This is a genomic window from Streptomyces sp. SAS_270, assembly GCF_052543295.1.
In genome coordinates this window covers 155,410-175,386 of sequence record NZ_JBMNDS010000010.1, presented here as the reverse complement: position 1 = coordinate 175,386, position 19,977 = coordinate 155,410, and the positions used below count along the sequence as shown (strand labels likewise).

Here is a 19,977-nt window from a genome sequence, read left to right as displayed (position 1 = left end):
CCCGGAGACCTCCGGGCGCCCCCTCCTCGTATAGGCGTATCGAGCGGAACCGACTAGCTCGTGGCGTCCTCGCGGCGCACCGACAGCAGGTCCTCCAGCTGTTCCTCGCGGGCCTGGGCGGCCACGAAGAGGAGTTCGTCGCCGGCCTCCAGCGAGTCCTCCTTGGACGGCGTCAGGACACGGGTGCCGCGGATGATGGTGACCAGGGAGGTGTCCTCGGGCCACTCCACGTCGCCGACCTGCGTGCCGGCCAGCGCCGACTCCTCCGGCAGCGTCAGCTCCACCAGGTTGGCGTCGCCGTGGCTGAAGCGGAGCAGCCGGACGAGGTCACCGACGCTGACTGCCTCCTCGACCAGGGCCGACATCAGGCGCGGGGTGGAGACGGCGACGTCCACGCCCCAGGACTCGTTGAACAGCCACTCGTTCTTGGGGTTGTTGACGCGGGCGACGACCCGCGGGACCCCGTACTCGGTCTTTGCGAGCAGCGAGACGACGAGGTTGACCTTGTCGTCGCCGGTGGCCGCGATGACCACGTTGCAGCGCTGGAGCGCCGCCTCGTCGAGCGAGGTGATCTCGCAGGCGTCGGCGAGCAGCCACTCCGCCTGCGGGACACGCTCGACCGAGATGGCGGTCGGCGCCTTGTCGATCAGCAGGACCTCGTGCCCGTTCTCCAGGAGCTCGCCCGCGATCGAGCGGCCCACGGCGCCGGCACCGGCAATGGCGACCCTCATCAGTGACCGCCCTCCTCTTCAGGGCCCTTGGCGAACGCCGCCTCGACCTTGTCCACGTCGTCCGTACGCATCATCACGTGCACCAGGTCGCCCTCCTGCAGCACCGTCTGGGACGAGGGCAGCATCGCCTCGCCCAACCGGGTGAGGAACGCCACACGCACACCGGTCTCGTCCTGGAGCCGGCTGATCTTGTGGCCCACCCACGCGGCGGAGGCGTGCACCTCGGCGAGCTGGACGCCGCCCGTGGGGTCGCGCCACAGCGGCTCGGCGCCCGACGGCAGCAGACGGCGCAGCATCTGGTCGGCCGTCCAGCGGACGGTGGCCACGGTGGGGATGCCCAGGCGCTGGTAGACCTCGGCGCGGCGCGGGTCGTAGATGCGCGCCGCCACGTTCTCGATGCCGAACATCTCGCGCGCCACCCGGGCGGCGATGATGTTCGAGTTGTCACCGCTGGAGACGGCCGCGAAGGCGCCCGCCTCCTCGATGCCCGCTTCGCGCAGGGTGTCCTGGTCGAAGCCCACTCCAGTGACACGACGGCCGCCGAACCCGGAGCCCAGTCGTCGGAAGGCGGTGGGGTCCTGGTCGATCACGGCGACCGTGTGCCCCTGTTGCTCCAAGGTCTGGGCAAGAGCGGAACCCACTCTTCCGCAGCCCATGATGACGATGTGCACGACCGTCCTTCCGATGTCAATAGTCGTTGACTTGGTCCGAACAGGGTCTCAGACCGCCGCCCAAGGTACACACGCACGGTCCACGGGGGGACCCCCGTGCACGCTCGCCTGCGGCTTTTCGACGATCGGTGCTCGGCCGACCCCGACGATCAGCCGCCGCGGATCCCGATGATCAGCGGCGGCTGATGCTGCGGACGCTGGCAAGTGTCAGGAATCCGAGGCCGACGAGTCCGGCAGCAGCGCCGATGAGCTCCGCGGTCGTGTGCATGGAACCTCCATCAAGAAAAGAGGAAAAGGCGGGGGGTTTTGTCATATAGACACGCGGATCCCGCCGCCCGCGCAATCCGCAGCGGGACCCCTCCGTGAATTCACTCGGAGAGCAGACTCCGGGCCGCCACAGCGCCACTCGAGCGGGGAGGGTGGGCGGGCCGTCGTTCGAACGCATACGATCCTCTGCGTGTCCAAACTGACCGACGTGCCCAAACGGATCCTCATCGGGCGCGCACTGCGCAGTGACCGGCTCGGGGAAACGCTCCTGCCGAAGCGCATCGCCCTACCCGTGTTCGCCTCCGACCCGCTCTCCTCCGTGGCGTACGCGCCCGGCGAGGTGCTGCTGGTCCTGTCCATCGCGGGTGTCTCGGCGTACCACTTCAGCCCCTGGATCGCCGTGGCGGTCGTGGTGCTGATGTTCACGGTCGTCGCCTCCTACCGGCAGAACGTGCACGCCTACCCGAGCGGCGGCGGCGACTACGAGGTGGCCAACACCAACCTCGGGCCGAAGGCGGGCCTCACGGTCGCCAGCGCCCTGCTCGTCGACTACGTCCTCACGGTCGCCGTCTCGATCGCCTCCGGCATCGAGAACCTCGGCTCCGCGGTCCCCTTCGTGGTCGAGCACAAGGTGCTGTGCGCCGTCATCGTCATCGTGCTGCTCACGCTGATGAACCTGCGCGGAGTCAAGGAGTCCGGAAAGCTCTTCGCGATCCCGACGTACGTCTTCGTGGCGGGCGTCTTCATCATGATCGCCTGGGGCGCGTTCCGCGGGCTCGTCCTCGACGACACCATGCGCGCGCCGACCGCCGACTACCACATCAAGGCCGAGCACGAGGGGCTCGCGGGCTTCGCCCTCGTCTTCCTGCTCCTTCGCGCCTTCTCCTCGGGCTGTGCCGCGCTCACCGGCGTCGAGGCGATCTCCAACGGCGTGCCGGCCTTCCGCAAGCCCAAGTCGAAGAACGCCGCCTCCACGCTGGCGGCGATGGGCCTGCTCGCCGTCACCATGTTCTGCGGCATCATCGCCCTCGCCATGACGACCAAGGTCCGGATGGCCGAGAACCCGGCCACCGACCTGATCCACAACGGCGTCGCGATCGGCTCCGACTACGTACAGAACCCGGTGATCTCACAGGTCGCCGAGGCGGTCTTCGGCAAGGGCAGCTTCCTGTTCATCGTCCTCGCCGCCGCCACCGCGCTGGTCCTCTTCCTCGCGGCCAACACGGCGTACAACGGCTTCCCGCTGCTCGGCTCGATCCTCGCCCAGGACCGCTATCTGCCCCGCCAGCTGCACACCCGCGGCGACCGCCTCGCCTTCTCCAACGGCATCGTGCTGCTCGCGGGCGCGGCGACCATGCTCGTCGTCATCTACGGCGCCGACTCCACACGCCTGATCCAGCTCTACATCGTCGGCGTGTTCGTCTCCTTCACGCTCAGCCAGACCGGCATGGTCCGGCACTGGAACCGCCACCTGGCGACGGAGAAGGACCAGGCCAAGCGCCGCCACATGGTCCGCTCCCGGGCCATCAACGCCTTCGGCGCGTTCTTCACGGGCCTCGTCCTGGTCGTCGTCCTCGTCACCAAGTTCACGCACGGCGCCTGGGTCGCCCTGCTGGGCATGTGCATCTTCTACGCGACGATGACCGCGATCCGTAAGCACTACGACCGCGTGGCCGAGGAGATCGCGGCCCCCGAGGGCCCGAGCGACGACAGCGTCCGCCCCTCCCGGGTCCACTCGGTCGTCCTGATCTCCAAGATCCACCGGCCGACCCTGCGGGCCCTGGCCTACGCCAAGCTGATGCGCTCGAACACCCTGGAGGCGCTCACCGTCAACGTCGACCCGGCGGAGACCAAGTCGCTGCGCGAGGAGTGGGAGCGGCGCGGCATCGACGTACCGCTGAAGGTCCTCGACTCGCCCTACCGCGAGATCACGCGGCCGATCATCGAGTACGTGAAATCGCTGCGCAAGGAGTCCCCGCGCGACGCGGTGTCCGTGATCATTCCCGAGTACGTGGTCGGCCACTGGTACGAGCACCTGCTGCACAACCAGAGCGCGCTGCGGCTCAAGGGTCGCCTGCTGTTCACCCCGGGCGTCATGGTGACGTCCGTGCCCTACCAGCTGGAGTCCTCCGAGCGCGCCAAGCTGCGGGCCCGCAGGCGCCAGGAGTGGAACGCGCCGGGTGCGGTGCGCCGGGGACCCGCGGAGGAGCGGGCCAAGGAGCACAGCGCGAAGCATTGAGGGGTGCCGTGAGCACGTAGACTGGTGGGCTGTTGTCCGGCCGTTCCCCCTTCTCTTTCCTGGAGTCACCCCACCATGCAGGCAGAACCGAAGAATTCGCTGGTGGGGGAGGAGTACGAGGTCGAGATCGGCCCCGTCGCCCATGGCGGGCACTGCATCGCCCGTACCGACGAGGGCCAGGTCCTCTTCGTCCGGCACGCGCTGCCCGGCGAGCGGGTCGTGGCGCGCGTCACGGACGGCGAGGAGGGCGCGCGCTTCCTGCGCGCCGACGCCGTGACGATCCTGACGCCGTCCAAGGACCGGGTCGAGGCTCCCTGTCCGTACGCCGGTCCGGGCCGCTGCGGCGGCTGCGACTGGCAGCACGCGAAGCCGGGTGCGCAGCGCCGCCTCAAGGGCGAGGTCATCGCCGAGCAGCTGCAGCGGCTCGCCGGTCTCACCCCCGAGGAGGTGGGCTGGGACGGCACGGTGATGCCCGCCGAGGGCGACAAGCTCCCGGCCGGCGAGGTGCCCGCATGGCGTACGCGCATGCAGTACGCGGTGGACGCCGACGGCAACGCCGGACTGCGTCGCCACCGCTCGCACGAGGTCGAGCCGATCGAGCACTGCATGATCGCCGCGCCGGGCGTCAGCGAGCTGGGCATCGAGGAGCGCGACTGGTCCGGCATGCAGTCCGTCGAGGCGATCGCCGCGACGGGCTCCCAGGACCGCATGGTGATCCTGGAACCGCGGCCCGGCGCCCGCCTCCCCTTGGTCGAGCTCGACAAGCCCGTCTCCGTGATGCGCGTCGAGGAGCACGACGGCGGCATCCACCGTGTCCACGGCCGCGGGTTCGTGCGCGAGCGCGCCGACGGCCGTACGCACCGGGTCGGCAGCGGCGGCTTCTGGCAGGTCCACCCGATGGCCGCCGACACCCTCGTCAAGGCCGTCATGCAGGGCCTGCTGCCGCGCAAGGGCGAGATGGCGCTCGACCTGTACTGCGGCGTCGGCCTCTTCGCCGGCGCCCTCGCCGACCGCCTCGGTGACAAGGGCGCGGTCCTCGGCATCGAGTCCGGCAAGCGCGCCGTCGAGGACGCCCGCCACAACCTCGCCGCCTTCGACCGCGTCCGCATCGAACAGGGCAAGGTCGAGGCGGTCCTCCCGCGCACCGGCATCACCGAGGTCGACCTGGTCGTCCTGGACCCGCCGCGCGCCGGCGCCGGCAAGAAGACCGTGGAACACCTGTCCGCCCTCGGCGCCCGCCGCATCGCCTACGTCGCCTGCGACCCGGCCGCGCTGGCCCGGGACCTCGGGTACTTCCGGGACGGCGGGTACAAGGTGCGGACGCTGCGGGCGTTCGATCTGTTTCCCATGACGCATCATGTGGAGTGCGTGGCGATCCTTGAACCGGTCGCGAAGGGCCTCTGACCTGCGACTTTGCGCGTGCGCAGTATGTGCGGTGTGGGCGTTACGGGCGATATCTTGACGCCGAAATGACGCTCGTGACGCTCATTTGACGCTCGTTCTGATGGGGTGTCAGGTGTTTTGTGGCTGGTCAGGGTGTGGACACCAGGCCAGTGTGGCGAGGCGCTGGGGGAGGGTGACGCTGAGCGGCGTCGCTGATCCGCTCGTGCCGAACGGCAGCAGGCTCTTTGTCTGCTTGCGGGCCTGCTTGCCGTCCTTCTGACCTGCGGCTCAGAGGTGGATCGTCTCCTGAGGGAGACGAGTTGGTGCGGTCCGCTGCTGGATGTTGGTGTGCCCGTGGCCGCGCGGCCACGGGCGCGAGACTGCCTGGTCGCCGTCGGCCAGTGATGGCCTTACGGAGTACCAGCTCCGCGAAGGCTGAGCGGGCCGGACAAGCGCTCAGGCCGCTGAACTGCTCGGTGAGCCGGGCGTCCCCTCATTGCGCACAAGCATGAAGGAGTTCGGCATCGGTCGGGTCGATCAGTTCTTCTTGCGAGAGGGGCTGACGGTCAACTGGACGGGTCGACTCGCTGTTGACTCCTTATCCAGGTTGCGGCCTTGTGTAGCGCCTCTTCCGCTTCAGGGAACACGCCGACGTGGAACTGGAAAACGTGAAATGCGTCATCCCAGATCTCGAGTTCCACAGAAACGCTGGCCTGCTCGGCCTTCTTGGCGAATCGTTTCGAATCGTCGAGCAGCATCTCCCGATCGCCTACTTGGATGAGCAGCGGGGGGAGCCCGTGCAGCTCGGCGTACAACGGGCTGACGTTCGGATCCTTTACGTCTTCGCCGCCTTGCAGGTAGTGCTGGGTGACGAAACCCAATGTTTCGCCTGTCATCATGGGGTCGGTATCCCTGCGGGTGCGTATGGATTCACCCGTTGCCGCGAAGTCGAGTGCGGGAGAGATCAGGTAGGCGGCGCGGGGAAGAGGCCGGCCTTCGTCGCGCAGTCGGATCAGCAGCGCTGCCACGATCGTTCCGCCGGCCGAGTCCCCGGCGAGGACGATGGCCTCCGGGTCGGTGCCCATGCTGTCGATCAGCCAGGTGTAGGCCGTGACCGCGTCATCGATCGCGGCGGGATATGGGTGCTCGGGCGCGAGCCGGTAGTCGATGCTGAGGGCCCGCAGACCGGCATGTATCGCCAGAGTGGAGACGATCCGTCGATGAGTGGTCGGCGAGTTCTGGATGAAACCGCCGCCGTGGAAGTACAGGAGTGTCCGAGCGTCGTCGCTCTTCAGCCCGGCGGGTGTCGTCCATTCCGACGGAACGCCCCCGGCCGACGTCTCGGTTATCTCCACGCCTTCGACTTCGGGGAAGCTGGCGAGGTAGCCGGTCGTGGCGCGCCGTATTTCCTCCACCTCCGGCATGGGCATGCCCGCGAGTTGCGCCTTGGCCTCCATCAACGACGAGACCACGCTTTTCAGTTCTGGGCTCGTCATCTATCCACTCCGTTTCGATAGGGGGCTTCTTAGCCGTTGCTGTCACGTCGAGGTGACGATCGGCAGGATCACGCGGCTGGGGTATTCAGGCCCGATCCGCAGCGTGTTGGTGGCGGCTACGGCGTCGTCGAGCGATTCGGTCGCGATGTCTCCGCCGGTGTTGGTGTTGCGGTCGTAGCGCGGGAAGTTGCTGCTGGAGATGTCGACCCGGATCCGGTGGCCGGGCAGGAAGACGTTCGCGGTGGCGGCCATGTCGATGGTCACCTCGTACACGGTGCCCGGCACCACCGGCTCGGGCATGGCCAGGCTCTTCCGGTAGCGCAGGCGGACGATGCCGTCGCAGAGGCCGATCGCTCGACCGTCGGGGTGGACGTCGATCAGGCGTGCGGTGAAGTCGGTGTCGCGGGCGTCGGTCGAGACGAAGAGTGTGGCCGACACGTGGCCGATTACCTCGACGGGGTGTGCCAGGGGGGCCGTTGCGAAGGACAGGACGTCGGGGCGCTCTTCGTCGCCGGCGTGATCCGACGGTTGGTAGGGAGCGGAGAGCCGTGACAGATCGCCGTGGCGTACGGGGTCTCTCGGGTCGTATACGTAGCTGTGCCGAATGTCCTGCGCGGGCGACAGAGGGGTGAGGAGGCCGTCATCGAGGTAGTAGGCGGCATCGCGGGTTCCGGGGAACGGCCAGGCATCCGCTTCGCGCCATTCATCCGTACCCATCACGAAGATCCTGACCCGGGGCGCTGGTTGCTGGGCGCGAGCCGGTTCGGAGGTGAGCCAGCGGTCGAAGTGCGCGAGGTGTTCCCCCGTGATGTCGGCTGCCTGGCCTGAGCCGCCGAGTCCGAAGTCCCGGTCCGGGAAGTGCGCGTTCATCTGCAGGTCGAAGTGGTCCCAGGGGCCGATGAGTAGGCGGGAGCCTTGGCGGGCATCGTCCGTGGCCGCCTCGTGCTGGAACCGGCGGAAGTCGCTGAGCAGTTCGGCGAGAAAGAAGTCGTACCAGCCGCCGATCATCAGCGCGGGTGCGGTCATGCGGTGGATGCGGAGGGAGAGATCGCGGGCCTCCCAGAAGCCGTCCATCGAAGGATGGGTGACGAACTCCTGGAACCAGAGGACCCGGCCGAGGGCAGGGTGGGAGGCGAGTGGTGCCGCCTCGGCCACGGCCGATCCGTCGACCACGAGCGAGGACAGCTCGGCCAGCTTCGCGGGATCCCCTTGGCCCCGCCGCATGCTGCGCACCTCGTCTGCCGCCTCCATCATCGCCGCCCAACCGGAGGCGATGGTCGGCGAGTAGGCACCTCCTCGGCTGTAGGTGGTGCCGCGGTACCAGTTCATGGCCGACATCATCGGGACGATCGCCTTGAGGGCGGGATGGCCGCTGCCCGCCGCGGCCCACTGCGTCATCCCCGAATAGGACGGCCCGTACATGCCCACGGCGCCGTTGGACCATGGCTGGCCGACGATCCACTCAAGCGTGTCGAACCCGTCGTCCGTCTCATCGACGAGCGGCACGAACTCACCCTCGGAGCCGTGGGTTCCGCGGCATTCGACCCAGACGACGGCATAGCCCGCGTCGAGGAAGGCGACGAGGCTGGGGATCGCACCGCCGTTGCCGGCCCAGGGCGATGCGGTGATGCCGTACGGGGTGCGTATCAGCAGGGCCGGGGCCTGCCCGGACGAGGGGCGGAACACGATGGCGGACAAGGCGGTACCGTCCCGCATCGCGATGGTCGACTTCTCGTAGAGATGACTCACAGGTCGCTCCGGGGGTGTTCATGCGGAGGTGATGGTCAGCGGATGAGTACGCCGCCGTCCACGACGACATCGGTTCCGGTCACGTAGGCGGATTCGTCGGAGGCGAGGTACAGCACGGCGTAGGCGATGTCATCGGGGGTTCCGATGCGTTTGAGCGCGGCCCGTTCCTCGATCGTTCTGCGGGAGTCCTCGGGTGAGGGATCGACATGGCGGCGCATCGCGGGCATCGCGCCGGGGAAGACGTTGTTGGCGCGGATGCCGTGGGCGCCGTACCGGCCGGCCACTGCGCGGGTCACACCGGCGAGACCCGCCTTGCCCGCGGTGTATCCGAAGTGGCCGGAGTCCAGGGCCGCGAGGGCCACCACAGAGCTGATATTGACGATGGAGCCGCCGCCGCGCTCGATCATGCTCGGCACGGTGGCCTGGATGCCCAGGAGCGGGGCCTGGAGGTTGATGTCGAGCATCTGGCGCAGCACGGCGTCGTCGTACGGGTCGTCAGTGATCGTGCTGCTGAGCCCGGCGTTGTTGACGAGGATGTCGATGCCGCCATAGAAGCTGTTCGCGTGGTCGACGATCCTGCTCCAGCTGCGCCGCTTGGTGATGTTGCACTCGATGAAGTTCGCCTGCCCACCTGCGGCGGCGATGTCGGACTCCAGTTGCTGCCCGCCTTCGGAAGCTATCTCGGCGTTGACGACACGTGCCCCCTCCGCAGCGAATACCCGGCTGATCGCCGATCCGAGGCTCCCGGTCCCCCCGGTCACGATGGCGACTTTGTCCTTCAACCGCATGGTGCCCTTCCTGTTCCAGCTCGGTGGTGCGCGGATGGACTTGGTCTGGATGCGCCGGTCAGGCGACGGTCACCGTGGGGCCATGCGGATCGCGCCGTCGAGGCGGATGACCTCGCCGTTCAGCATCGGGTTCTCGGTGATGTGGCGGGCCAGTGCCGCGAATTCGGACGGGTCGCCGAGGCGGGCGGGGTGGGGCACCTGCTGGCCCAGCGAGTCACGGGCTTCCTCGGGGAGGCCGGCCATCAGTGGGGTGTCGAAGAGGCCCGGCGCGATCGCGACCACCCGGATTTGGTGCCGGGCCAGTTCGCGGGCGAGTGGCAGGGTGAGCCCGGCGACGCCGGCCTTCGAGGCGGCGTAGGCGGGTTGGCCGACCTGTCCGTCGTACGCGGCGACGGAGGCTGTGGCGATGAGCACCCCGCGTTCGCCGTCCACGCTCTGCGTCTCCGCGATGCGGTGAGCCGCGAGTCGGAAGACGTTGAAGGTGCCGGTCAGGTTGATGTTGACGACGCGGGCGAAGTCGTCCAGAGGGAGCGGCCCGCTCCGGGTGAGCATGCGGCCGGGTGTCGCAACTCCCGCGCAGTTCACGACCGTACGCAGCGGTGCGGTCTCGGCAGCGGTGTCCACGGCCGCTTGGACGGCGTCGGTATCGGTCACGTCGCAGGGGACGAAGCGCACGGTGGGGCCGATGGCGGCGAGTTCGGCCGCGACGTCCTTTCCCGGAGACGAGGGGAGGTCGGCGATCACCACGTTCGCTCCGGCGCGCAACAGTTCGGCGGCGGTCGCGCGGCCGAGGCCGCTGGCGCCTCCGGTCACGAGGGCGGCGGTTCCGTTGAGATGCATGGTCAGTTCCCTTCGGGGGTGATGAGGTGAGCGGCGGGGCCTCGGCGGCCGCGGGCGAGTTCCCGGCTGATTACCAGGCGCTGGATCTGGTTGGTCCCTTCGAAGATCTGCATGACCTTCGCCTCGCGCATGTACCGCTCCACCGGGAAGTCCCGGGTGTAGCCCGCCCCGCCGAACACCTGGACGGCGTCGGTGGTGACCCGCATCGCGGCCTCGGTGGCGACGAGTTTGGCGATGCTGGCCTGGCGGCTGTACGGCAGACCGGCGTCCTTGCGCCGCGCCGCTGCCAGCAGCGTCGCGCGGGCGGATTCGACGGCGGCGTCCATGTCGGCGAGCAGGAACGCCAGCCCTTGGTGGCCGATGATCGGCCGCCCGAACGACTCGCGCTCCTTGGCGTAGGCCACGGCGTCGTCCAGTGCGCCCTGGGCCAGGCCGACGGCGACGGCCGCGATGCCCAGCCGGCCCGCGTCGAGACCGGCGAGCGCCATGGGTAGGCCCTGGCCCTCCGTGCCGATCCTGCGCTCCGCCAAGATCCGTACGTCGTCGAAGCGCATGGTCGCGGTGGCCTGCGCCGTCAGGCCCATCTTGCGTTCCGGAGGGTCGGCTGACAGGCCCGGCGCGTCGGCCGGGACGAGGAAGCAGGAGATGCCATGGCTGCGGTCGTCGCTGGTGCGCGCCATGACGGTGTAGAAGTCGGCGTGACCTCCGTGCGTGGTCCACGCCTTCTCACCACGCAGCACATACCCGTCTCCGTCGCGTACGGCGCGGGTGCGCATCGCGGCTGGGTCCGAGCCGGCGTGGGACTCCGACAGGCAGTACGCACCCAGCAGTTCGCCACCGAGCATGTCCGGCAGCCATCGCCCGCGCTGGTCGTCCGTGCCGTGGTGCGTCAGCGCGAAACAGGACAGCGCGTGCACGCTCACGCCGACGCCGACGCTGGCCCAGCGCGCTGAGATCTCCTCGAGCACCTGAACGTAGACCTCGTACGGCATTCCGGCGCCACCCCACCGCTCGGGGAAGGGGAGCCCGAGCAGCCCGGCGCGGCCCAGGGTGCGGAACACGTCGCGCGGAAACCGCTCGGCGGACTCGTCCTCGGCGGCTCGCGGAGCCAGTGCTTTGTCCGCGATCGCCCGGGTCAGCTCCAGGAGTTCGGCCGCCTCCTCGGTCGGCAGCAGTCGGGACACGGGGGCGTGGGACATGGGGTAGACCTCCACGGAACGGAACGGACGGAACAAGGGTGTGCCGAAGACGGGTCAGGACTCGCGGAGCTCCCGGGCCCGCTGCTCACGGAGCAGGAACCGCTGGATCTTTCCGCTGGGAGTCTTGGGGAGCCGGTCGACGAAGTGCACGGTCCGGGGATAGGCGTGCGCGGCGAAGGTGCGCTTGACCAGGAGCTGCAGCTCCTCGGCGAGAGCGGCGTCGCCCGTCGCCGCGTCGCGCAGCACGACGTACGCCTCAAGGACCTCGCCACGCAGCGCGTCCGGCACCCCGACGACGGCGGCTTCGACGACATGCTCGTGCTGCACCAGCACGCTCTCGACGTCGAACGGGCCGATGCGATACCCGGCCATGATGATCACGTCGTCGTCGCGGGCGGAGAAGAAGAAGTTGCCATCGGTGTCCCGGAGACCCGCGTCGCCCGTGAGGTACCAACGGCCGTCGGCACTGAAGCGCTCGGCGGTCTTCTCCGGCGCCTCCGCGTACCCGGAGAACCACAGCAAGGGGCTACTGGTGGCGTCGATCGCGACGCGGCCCAGGGTGTCCGGCGGCGCGGGCTCATCTCGGTCGTCGTGGAGCACCTCGGCCGACCAGCCGGGCAGCGGCCTGCCCATCGAACCGGCCGGAACCGAGGCCCGTACGGCATCGGCCCAACCGCCCACGATCACCATGCCGTGCTCGGTCTGCCCGTAGTGGTCGCGTACCGCCACCCCCAGGGTCTGCTCGGACCAGGAGACGACCTCCGGCGTGAGCGGCTCACCGGCCGAGGAGGCCCGCCGCAGCCGTACGCCCTCCGCAGCAGGGGCCGAGGCGGCCCTGAGACTGCGGTAAACGGTGGGCGCGGCTGTGAAGTTGGTGACGCCGAAGGCGTGGAGCACCTGCCAGGTGAGGGCCGGGCTGAAGCCCGCATGCAGCAGCAGACTCCGGGTGCCGGCGGCCAGCGGGCCGAGGACGGCGTAGTACAGGCCGTACGCCCAGCCGGGATCGGCGGCGTTCCAGAACACGTCGTCCGGGCGCACGTCGAGCCCGAACTCCAGGTACGCCTGGAAGGAGGCCAGTGCCTTGACCGGCACGGGAACACCCTTCGGCGCGCCCGTCGTGCCGGACGTGAACAACTGCACCAGAGGACCGTCGCCGCCGACCGCGACCGCCTGTCCCTGCGGCTCACTGCCGGTGTAGCGAGAGAGCAGACCGGCGAGGGAGAGGTCGATCGCGTCCGTGGTGTCACCGGCGACCACGGTCAGCCAGGGCGGTTCGGCCGGCATGTCGTCGCCGGGCGCGAGCTTGGCGCGTTGGTCGGCGTCGACCACGACGGCTTTCGCGCGGCCGGCGTCGAGCCGGAGTGCGATGGCGGGCGGGGCGAACGCCGTGAACAGCGGAAGGTGTACCGCGCCCCGCCGCCAGATGCCCAGAAGTGCCACGACCAGGTCGGCGGACTTGCCCATCAGCGTGGCCACCGCGTCCCCGGGCTCGACACCCAGATCGGCCAGCGCGGCGGCGAAGCGGGCGGACTCCCGGCGCAGTTGCCCGTAGGTGAGGTCCTCGGCGGAGAGGTCCGCGTCCACGACCGTGAAGGCCACCGCGTCCTCGGGATGACGGTCGCACAGCAATTCAGCGGCGCAGGCGTCCGGTGATGCGTAGAGATCGAGCAATTCCCGCACCCGGCGCTCCGGCGCTGCCACAGGACCAGGGTTCTCCTGCACATCAGCGGAATGACCCTGAGAGGTCATAACAATCCACTTCCTTTCTTGCCTACAGGGACTATTGCGGTGGCGTTACCCCGGCTTAAGCTGCGCGTTGCGGTCATATGCTGCGCGTTACGCTCGGCGCCGACTACCCCCGGAAAGGGGCAAGCGCAATGCACCCCAGCACGGACACCTCGCTGCGGCCCGACGACGGGGACGCGTTCCGGCAGACGCTGCGGGCGCTCCACCAGCGCTCGCGCTTCCCGGTCGTCTTCGGAGGCCAGGTGCGGGGGAACCTGCTGAACCTTTCGCAGTTCGTCGGTGCCCGTACTCCGGCGCTGCGCGGCCTCGACGTCCGCACGGAAGCCGGCCTCGGCGGACGGGTCCTGGCCAGCGCGCGGCCGGCCATCGTGGCCAACTACGGGGCGGACGAGTCGATCACGCACGACTACGACGCCCCGGTGCTCGCGGAGGGCATCCGCTCCGTCGTCGCCGTACCCGTCGTCGTAGCCGGTGCCGTGCGCGGCGTGCTGTACGGCGCCACGCGGGGCGCAGCACCCCTCGGGGACCGGGCGACGGACGAAGTCATGGGCGCGTCACGGCACTTGGCCGGTGAGGTCGCGGTACGGGACGAGGTCGACCGGCGCCTGAACCTGCTGCGCGTCGCGCAGAGCGAACCCGCCGGGGAACGGTTCACGGTCGAGGAGATCCGCGAACTCCACGCCGAACTGCGGCTGATCGCCCAGGCCGTCGAGGACGACGAACTCCGCGCCCGGCTGGGAGCAGCATCCCGGCGCCTGGCCGCTCTCGGCACAGCACCGGAGCCCGAGCCGGTCACACCGCTGTCCCCCAGAGAACTCGACGTGCTCGCCCAGGTCGCCCTTGGTTGCACCAACGCAGAAGTCGGTCGACGCCTCGGTCTCCGGGCCGAGACCGTCAAGGCGTATCTGCGCAGCGTGATGCGCAAGCTCGACGCTCGCACACGCTTCGCCGCGGTGGTCACCGCGCGACGGCAGGGTCTGCTGCCGTAGGGGCGTCGGCGACGAGACGGACGTCCCGGGGGCCGCATGGCCTGACCCAGTCACGGCAGGTGGCGCGGCGGGGCCGACGGTGAAGATCTCCGACGGCGTCGCTGCGTGGGAGATGCTCACACGGTTGTGTAGTTGGTGCCTGCACGAAGGAAATCGAGGATGCCGACAGATTTCCCACGATGGATACATCAGTAGCTACGCCTTTTTGGCTCTTGCGATGACCCGCATTCGCCTCGGAGCACCAAGTGCGCCCATCAGTTGACCGATACCGAGATCTCCCGCTTCAAGATTTTCCCGCTCGGTCCCATTGGCAGCGCATCCACCAGCCACAGATGGCGCGGGTATTTGTAGGGAGCCACCCGTTCCTTGACGAAATGCTGAAGTTCATCGGTTGTGGCCGAGGTTCCCGGGCGCAGGACGATTGCCGCCGCCACTTCCTCGCCCAGCCGTTCGTCGGGCACCCCGAGGACGGCGGCGAGGGCCACGGCGGGATGCTCGTTCAGGACCTCCTCGACCTCGCGCGGGTAGACGTTGTAGCCGCCGCGGATGACGAGGTCCTTCTTGCGGTCGACGATGTAGAGGTAGCCCTCGTCGTCCTGCCGGGCCAGATCGCCGGTCCGAAGCCAGCCGTCGGGGATGGCGGCGGCGGTGTCTTGGGGGCGGTTCCAGTAACCCTTCATCAAGTTCGGTCCACGCACCGCCAGTTCACCGACCTCGCCCAGTGCCACGTCCTGGTCGTCATCGTCGAGCAGTCGAACCTCGACGTCGCGGATGGGAGTGCCGATTGAGCCGGGCTTGCGCGGCCGGTGGGGCTGGTTGAAAGTGACCACCGGGCTGGTCTCGGACATGCCGAATCCCTCCAGCACCATGCAGCCGAAGCGTCGTTCGAAGCCGTGCAGAACCTCCACCGGCAAGGAGGCGCCGCCCGATATGCACATGCGCAGGCCGGACACGTCCGCATCCGCGGTGTCCGGACACTGGAGCAGAGCCGCGTACATCGTGGGCACGCCCTGGAAGACCGTTGCCCGGTCGCGGGCGATGATGTCGAGCACCGACTGCGCATCGAAGCGGGGGACGAGGGTGAGCAAGGCGCCGCTGTGCACCGCGGCGTTCATCGTGCAGACCTGTCCGAAGATGTGGAACAGCGGCAGGCAGCCCACGAAGACGTCCTGAGGTGTCGCCTGCTGCACATCAACGGCGTTGACCTCGGTGTTGTGACGCAGCCCCGCGTGTGTGAGGGCGGCCCCCTTGGGGACGCCGGTGGTGCCCGAGGTGTAGAGCAGCACAGCGACATCGTCTTCGGCCGTGGCAGCAACCTCGTGGCGCGGCTCCTGTTCCGTCAGCAGGGAGTCGAAGGCGGCGGGCTCGACCACGAATCGGCGAACACCGGCGGCGGCAGCGCCCTGGCCGCCCTCGCCCGGGGCCAGGTGCCACTCGACGAGCAGGACAGCACCGGAGTCACGCAGCTGGTACTCGGTCTCGCGTGCCTTGAGCAGCGGGTTCATCGGCACCACGATCCCGCCTGCGCGCAGGATGCCGTAGTAGAGGACCACGAACTCGGGCACGTTCGGCAGCATCAAGGCGACCCGGTCGCCGTCCCGCAGCCCCTGAGCACGCAGCAGTGCGGCGGTCTGCGCGCTCAGCCGGTCCAGTTCGGCGTAGCTGGTGACCGCCGTACCCAGCCGGAGCGCGGGTCGCTCGGCATACCGGCTCGCCGTCCGAACCAGGAATTCCGCCAGATTGGTCATGATGCCTCCTTGCGCTCATGCTCTGTGATGCTTACGAAGTCGCCCGTACTGCGGGGCTTGAGTCGTTGCGGGTTCAGGACGATGAGCGTCGCCCCGAAGACCGTGGAGAGTGGCCGGCGACCGCGGTGATCAGGTCATCACGGATCCAGGCGCGAAGATCTCCTCGACCACGGCGCCCCGGTCTGCTGGTGGATGTCGTATTAGCCAGGCCGATGCAAAGCGCTGGAAGTCGGCGGTCCACAGGCGGCGTTCGGGGACTGGGCCAGTGAGGCGCTGTCGGGAATCTCGCGTTGCCATTCCGGGTAACGATGACAGGCCACGATCCGCCCGTCGGCCAGCGTGCGGGCCTCCGGTCGGGTATCTCGGCAGCGTTGCTGGGCGAACGGGCAACGGGCGGCGAATGGGCAGCCATTCGCCGACTGCGGCTCGGCGCTGGCAGATTCACCTGCCGCGGTGCTCGCGCGGCGTTGCCGTTGCGCGGTGGGGTCGGCCACCGGGGCGGCGAGCAGAAGTGCACGCGTGTAGGGGTGGGCGGGTTCGCGGGTCACCAGGCGGGTGGACCCGGCTTCCATGACCTGACCCCGGTACAGGACCGTGACGTCGTGGCAGATGTGCCGGACGACGGACATGTCGTGCGAGATGAACAGGTAGCCGACACCGTGCGCGTCCTGGAGGTCGGCCAGGAGGTTGAGGATCTGGGCCCGGACCGACAGGTCCAGAGCGCTGACGGACTCGTCACAGATCACCAGTTGGGGCTCGGTCATCAGGGCGCGGGCGATGGAGATGCGCTGGCGTTGTCCTCCTGAGAAGTCACGCGGGTACTTGACGGCGGCTGCCGGGTCCAGACCCACGTCCTCCAGCATCCTTGCCATACGACGCGCGATGACATCCCGGGAGCGGATGCCCTGGGCCCGCATCGGCTCGGCCAGGCTGCGGCCGACGGTGTAGGAGGGGTTGAGGGAGTTGTTGGGATCCTGGAAGACGGCTTGCAGGGAGCTGCCGAGTTTCCTTCTGTCCGTCGGTTTCAGGTGGGTGGTGTCTCGGCCGAGCAGGCGCACGCTGCCGGACTGCGTCGGGACGAGGCCCAGCACGGCCTTGGCGAGGGTGGACTTGCCCGATCCCGACTCGCCCACGAGCCCCATGGTCGTGCCGCGCGGGACGGTCAGGCTGACGTCGTCCAGGGCTCGCAGCAGCGGGTCGCGGCGCCTGCGCCGAAAGCCGACGCTGATGTTGCGTACGTCCAGGAGCGGAGGCTGTTCCTGGGTCATCGTGGTAGTGCTCCTTCCCGGACGAGGTCCTCGGTACGGATGCAGCGGGCGGCGGTGCCGTCATCGATCTGCACCAGCGGAACGGGTCCGCGGGTGCACTGCTCGCGCGCGTGGGCGCATCGGCCGGAGAACCGGCAGCCGGACGGCCAGGCCCCGGGGGGCGGCACCCGGCCCGGCAGCGTGGGCAGCCGCGTCCCCTCCTCCGCGGTGCTCGGGTCGGCGGCCAGCAGTGCCGCGGTGTAGGGGAAGCGAGGGGTGCGGAACAGCCGGTCGACACCGGCCTGTTCGACGACCTCGCCTGCGTACATGACGACGGCCCGGTCGGCGATGTCGGCGACGACCCCCCAGTCGTGGGTTATCAGCAGGATCGCCATGCCGGTGCTCTGCCGCAGTTCGCGCAGCAGGGCGAGGATCTCGGCCTGCACGGTGACGTCGAGCGCGGTCGTCGGTTCGTCGGCGATCACGAGTCGCGGCCGGCCGGCCAGGGCGAGGGCGATGTTGACGCGTTGCGCCATGCCACCGGAGATTTCATGCGGATACGCGGTGAGGACCCGGTCGGCATCGAACAGCCGGACCTGGTGGAGCAGTTCGACAGCTCGCGCGTGTGTCTTTGATGCGGAGCTCCGTTCGTGGTGGCGGATGACTTCCTTCAGGTGGCTGCCGATCGTGTGGGTGGGGTCGAGGCTGCCGAGGGCGTCCTGGGCGACGTAGGCGATGCCGGAGCCGCGGACGGCACGGTAGGCCCTGGGCCCGCCGTCCACGAGGTCCGTACTGTGAAAGAGAACCTCGCCACCCGAGACATGCACGCCGTCTGGCAGCAGCCCGAGCACCGCCAGGGCGGTCATGCTCTTGCCGCAGCCGGATTCCCCGACGAGCGCCACGGTCTCCCCGGCGCCGATGGCGAAGGTCACGTCGCTGACCAGGGTGGTGTCGGGGCCGGCCGTCACGGTGAGTTCCCGGACATGCAGCAGGCTGTCGTCCGGCTGTGACTCGGCTGGTTCCTGCCGCGTCGTCTTCGTGCCATGGCCGTCTGCCTTCGCCTTCGAGCGCCGACGTGGAACGGAAGGCGTTCGTACGCCGACTGTTTCGTCACGGATGGAGTCGCCGAGCACGCCGAAGGCCAGGACGGTGAGGGCGATCACCACACCGGGCGGAACGAGCTGCCACCCGCTGGTGGTGATGACGGCGGCGGCCTGGCTGATCATCTCGCCCCAACTCGCCCGGTCGCCGCCGGACATGACGCCGAGGAAGGAGAGCGCGGCCTGAAAGCCGAGGCCGACGCCCGCGAACACCGATGCCTGAGCGAGGACCGGGCCGAACACCCGGCGCAGCACGTGGCCGCTCATGATGCGCACCGGGCGCACTCCGGCGACTTGGGCAGCGGTGATGAACAGTTCCTCGCGCACCACGAGGGTGGTGCCTCGCACGAGCCGTAGGAGACCCGGTGCGCCGAGCACACCGAGGCTGACCATGGCGGCGGTGGAACTGGAGGAGGAGACCCCGAGCACCACCAGGACGATGATGATCGCGGGAACGCCGATGACCAGTTCCGCCGCCCGGCTGATCGCGGTGTCAAGGCGGCCGCCCCGGTATCCGGCCAGGATGCCGAGCGGCACGCCCACCAGCAGGAACACCGTCAGTGCGATGAGCGTGTTCGTCAGCGCGGGGTCGATTCCGTACAGCAGGCGGCTCAGTACGTCGCGGCCCACCGTGTCCGTGCCGAGCCAATGTGCACCGGAGGGGCCGCTGAGGACGGTGCTCAGGTCCTGTTCCTCCGGTGGATACGGTGCGATCACGGAGGCGAGCAGTCCGGCCAGGACGAGCAGGGCCAGGTACGTCGCTGCCACGGTACCCAGCGGTTGTCGGCCGGCGAGGCGGCGCAGGCGCTCCAGGTTCATCGACTTCGGCGTCATGACGTGCGCACCCTCGGGTTGACGAGGTGGTAGGCGACATCGACGAGCAGGTTCACCGCGATGACGATCACCGTGAAGTACACGACGACTCCTTCGATCAGTGGCAGGTCGTGGGAGGCGGTCGCCTGGACGGCGGTGCTCCCCAGGCCGGGGATGGCGAAGATGGTCTCGACGGCCACGGTCCCGCCGAGCGCGCCGACGAACACCGTGCCGATCACCGTCAGGATCGGCACCGCTGCGTTCTTCAGCGCGTGCCGGTAGACCACTGTCCGTTCCGGGATGCCGGCCGCGCGCAGCGTCCGTACGAAGGGCTGGTCGAGTGCGGTCGCCACGGCGTCGCGGCTCTGTTTGGCGATGACGGCGGTGGCCGGGACGGCCAGGGTGACGACCGGCAGGACCAGGGAGTTCAGCCACGCCGTCGGATCCTCGGGCAGCGGTACGTAGCCCGTGGGTGGGAAGAGCGGCAGCTGCACCGCGAAGAGCATGACCAGCACAAGGCCCAGCCAGAAGTCGGGAAGGGCGAGGCCGATGACCGAACCCGACGTGACCACTTTGCCCAGGGTCCCTCGCTGTGCGCCGCGTACTCCCAGCAGCATCCCGATGATGGCGGCGACGAGCGTGGAACCGATGATCAATGATAGTGACGGCGCGAGCCGGTCGTTGAGTTGAGCTGTCACCGGCTGCCGGTTGATCAGTGAGGTGCCGAAGTCGCCCTGCAGCGCCTTGACCAGCCAGCTCCAGTACTGCGACCACAGGGGCTGGTCCAGACCCAGTTCGTGCCGGGCAGCCTGCACCTGGGCCGCGGTGGCGTTCTGCCCCAGCAGGGAGCGGGCGGCATCGCCCGGCAGGAACGCCACGAGGACGAAGGAGATCATTGAGGCCACGAGCGCCAGCGGCACGGCCCAGGCCAGTCGGCGCAGGACGAGTCTCAGCATCGCTCACCTCTGTTC

15 protein-coding genes are annotated in these 19,977 nt (G+C 69.0%); 3 read left to right on the top strand and 12 right to left on the bottom strand.

Features of this window, described 5'->3' with window-relative positions; translation table 11 throughout:
- Window positions 1–53: 53 nt before the first annotated feature.
- Together ACN6LB_RS10060 and ACN6LB_RS10055 are read right to left on the bottom strand one after the other, a co-directional pair.
- Complete coding sequence (locus tag ACN6LB_RS10060; protein ID WP_445025501.1) at window positions 54–731, bottom strand: potassium channel family protein; 678 nt, start codon at window positions 729–731, stop codon at window positions 54–56.
- Window positions 731–1,402 (bottom strand): potassium channel family protein, encoded by a 672-nt coding sequence (locus tag ACN6LB_RS10055; protein ID WP_356139815.1) that lies wholly within the window; start codon window positions 1,400–1,402, stop codon window positions 731–733. The genes ACN6LB_RS10060 and ACN6LB_RS10055 overlap by 1 nt, the downstream gene beginning before the upstream one ends.
- 457 nt (window positions 1,403–1,859) lie before the next feature.
- Here ACN6LB_RS10055 and ACN6LB_RS10050 point away from each other — a divergent pair, with 457 nt between their 5' ends.
- Both ACN6LB_RS10050 and ACN6LB_RS10045 read left to right on the top strand, forming a co-directional pair.
- Entirely contained in the window at window positions 1,860–3,908 is a 2,049-nt protein-coding gene (locus ACN6LB_RS10050; protein WP_445025500.1) for an APC family permease, read from the top strand.
- Window positions 3,909–3,983: 75 nt separating this feature from the next.
- Window positions 3,984–5,312 (top strand): class I SAM-dependent RNA methyltransferase, encoded by a 1,329-nt coding sequence (locus tag ACN6LB_RS10045; protein ID WP_445025499.1) that lies wholly within the window; start codon window positions 3,984–3,986, stop codon window positions 5,310–5,312.
- 545 nt (window positions 5,313–5,857) lie between these two features.
- On the opposite strand, the gene ACN6LB_RS10040 is transcribed toward ACN6LB_RS10045, so the two are convergent.
- From ACN6LB_RS10040 to ACN6LB_RS10015, 6 genes are all read right to left on the bottom strand, one after another.
- The gene (locus ACN6LB_RS10040) at window positions 5,858–6,787 is read right to left on the bottom strand and encodes an alpha/beta hydrolase (protein ID WP_445025498.1); all 930 of its coding nucleotides are present in this window, start codon (window positions 6,785–6,787) and stop codon (window positions 5,858–5,860) included.
- Window positions 6,788–6,829: 42 nt separating this feature from the next.
- Window positions 6,830–8,536 (bottom strand): CocE/NonD family hydrolase, encoded by a 1,707-nt coding sequence (locus ACN6LB_RS10035; protein ID WP_445025497.1) that lies wholly within the window; start codon window positions 8,534–8,536, stop codon window positions 6,830–6,832.
- A 35-nt stretch (window positions 8,537–8,571) separates the two neighbouring features.
- Window positions 8,572–9,324, bottom strand: a complete 753-nt coding sequence (locus ACN6LB_RS10030; RefSeq protein ID WP_445025496.1) for an SDR family NAD(P)-dependent oxidoreductase — start codon at window positions 9,322–9,324, stop codon at window positions 8,572–8,574.
- A gap of 69 nt (window positions 9,325–9,393) precedes the next feature.
- A complete protein-coding gene (locus ACN6LB_RS10025; protein ID WP_445025495.1) occupies window positions 9,394–10,164 on the bottom strand; it encodes an SDR family NAD(P)-dependent oxidoreductase in 771 nt (256 codons plus the stop codon).
- Between the two features lie 2 nt (window positions 10,165–10,166).
- Window positions 10,167–11,363: an acyl-CoA dehydrogenase family protein gene (locus ACN6LB_RS10020; RefSeq protein WP_445025494.1), complete on the bottom strand. Its 1,197-nt coding sequence runs from the start codon at window positions 11,361–11,363 to the stop codon at window positions 10,167–10,169.
- A gap of 54 nt (window positions 11,364–11,417) precedes the next feature.
- Window positions 11,418–13,064, bottom strand: coding sequence for an AMP-binding protein (locus ACN6LB_RS10015; RefSeq protein ID WP_445025493.1), 1,647 nt, complete (start codon window positions 13,062–13,064; stop codon window positions 11,418–11,420).
- A gap of 176 nt (window positions 13,065–13,240) precedes the next feature.
- Here ACN6LB_RS10015 and ACN6LB_RS10010 point away from each other — a divergent pair, with 176 nt between their 5' ends.
- Window positions 13,241–14,098, top strand: coding sequence for a response regulator transcription factor (locus ACN6LB_RS10010; RefSeq protein WP_445025492.1), 858 nt, complete (start codon window positions 13,241–13,243; stop codon window positions 14,096–14,098).
- A gap of 254 nt (window positions 14,099–14,352) precedes the next feature.
- On the opposite strand, the gene ACN6LB_RS10005 is transcribed toward ACN6LB_RS10010, so the two are convergent.
- The 4 genes from ACN6LB_RS10005 to ACN6LB_RS09990 all read right to left on the bottom strand — a co-directional run bounded on the left by ACN6LB_RS10005 (window position 14,353) and on the right by ACN6LB_RS09990 (window position 19,962).
- Window positions 14,353–15,846 (bottom strand): long-chain-fatty-acid--CoA ligase, encoded by a 1,494-nt coding sequence (locus tag ACN6LB_RS10005; RefSeq protein ID WP_445025491.1) that lies wholly within the window; start codon window positions 15,844–15,846, stop codon window positions 14,353–14,355.
- Window positions 15,847–16,046: 200 nt separating this feature from the next.
- A complete protein-coding gene (locus ACN6LB_RS10000; protein ID WP_445025490.1) occupies window positions 16,047–17,114 on the bottom strand; it encodes an oligopeptide/dipeptide ABC transporter ATP-binding protein in 1,068 nt (355 codons plus the stop codon).
- The gene (locus tag ACN6LB_RS09995; protein WP_445025489.1) at window positions 17,111–19,027 is read right to left on the bottom strand and encodes a dipeptide/oligopeptide/nickel ABC transporter permease/ATP-binding protein; all 1,917 of its coding nucleotides are present in this window, start codon (window positions 19,025–19,027) and stop codon (window positions 17,111–17,113) included. Before ACN6LB_RS09995 ends, ACN6LB_RS10000 begins: the two co-directional genes overlap by 4 nt.
- Window positions 19,024–19,962: an ABC transporter permease gene (locus tag ACN6LB_RS09990; RefSeq protein ID WP_445025488.1), complete on the bottom strand. Its 939-nt coding sequence runs from the start codon at window positions 19,960–19,962 to the stop codon at window positions 19,024–19,026. The genes ACN6LB_RS09995 and ACN6LB_RS09990 overlap by 4 nt, the downstream gene beginning before the upstream one ends.
- Window positions 19,963–19,977 lie beyond the last annotated feature (15 nt).